Genomic DNA, 436 nt, shown 5'->3' with positions numbered 1-436 from the left:
AATGTAGGAATATATACTACAGATGGTAAGGTTTTTATCTTACCCAGTATTGAGAATAACCCGGTAACTTCATATACTTCTAATCAATATACAGATGAAAGCAACAGAACTGTTTTTTCTATGGGTCAATCAAGCAATGGTACATGGGAAATAACTACTTATGATTATAGTAAGAATCCAGTTGAATACAGAACTCACACAGTTGCAGGGCATTATCATACTCATCCTAATGGCGTGAATCAGGATATAGCTAGCGATAATGATAAGGCATTTGCTACAAATGCATACCTTGGTATGCCAAAATATATTCTAAATTCATCAAATATTGTACACTATACTTCATATGGTGAAGGCAATAAACAAAATTTACATTCCGTTTGTCCAACTATTAACTAACTTGTAAGGATGAAATACATATTATTCTGCTTCTTAATAA

At 32.1% G+C, this 436-nt stretch carries 1 protein-coding gene; it reads left to right on the top strand.

The features are described from left to right. On the top strand, positions 1-396 hold a 396-nt coding region (locus BWI97_RS28000), incomplete at its 5' end, for a hypothetical protein (RefSeq protein WP_158242909.1). Positions 397-436 lie beyond the last annotated feature (40 nt).

This window comes from Siphonobacter sp. BAB-5405, assembly GCF_002872335.1.
Lineage (GTDB): Bacteria > Bacteroidota > Bacteroidia > Cytophagales > Spirosomataceae > Siphonobacter.
The sequence above is the reverse complement of the archived record's forward strand: the minus strand, read 5'-3'. Positions and strand labels throughout refer to the sequence as shown.